This is a genomic window from Dellaglioa sp. CoH-57-MRSF-18, assembly GCF_056781995.1.
Genome location: NZ_JBXAXX010000061.1, coordinates 1 through 524, shown reverse-complemented (window position 1 = coordinate 524; position 524 = coordinate 1). Strand labels below are relative to the sequence as shown.

General features: G+C 52.5%; 1 protein-coding gene. It reads left to right on the top strand.

Annotated features, from left to right (window positions below; translation table 11 throughout):
* Positions 1–524, top strand: a 524-nt coding sequence (locus AC1RPG_RS08055) for a hypothetical protein (protein ID WP_481762479.1), incomplete at both ends; no start/stop codon positions are given.

Genomic DNA, 524 nt, shown 5'->3' with positions numbered 1-524 from the left:
ACTGTACACAGGTGTTCCAACTACCTACAACTTTGTTGCGCCCGATACGCTCGACATTTTGTGTGAACTGCCGCCTGATGCAGGCTACTTCGAGTTCGGTGAGGTAGGCCTGTATCTGCCGGGCGACGTACTGTTTGCCAAGGCCGTATTCCAAAAGCCACAGCTTAAGTACCCGAATATGACGGCTGCGACCGTCAACACTTATTCGTTGCACTGCCTTTTGAAGCTCCAGCAGGCAATGGCACTGATTCAGGTTACTGTTCAGCAAAACCCAGCAATCCTAAACGTTTACGCGTGGTCGGATGTCATTCCTCCGAACCAGATGATGAATCCGTTTGTCCCTGCGCTCTTGGTTCATGAGAATAACGCGGATGCTGAGCCGACGCTGATGACACAAGTGTCCACTACTCAGTGGGCCGTGGCAAGTGCACACTACAAGTACGCGACAAATCGCCAAACTGATGGTGGGTACGGTAGTCAGCTGTGGTTCCCGATTGCGGCATCGTCCAGTACGTGGATAGAGG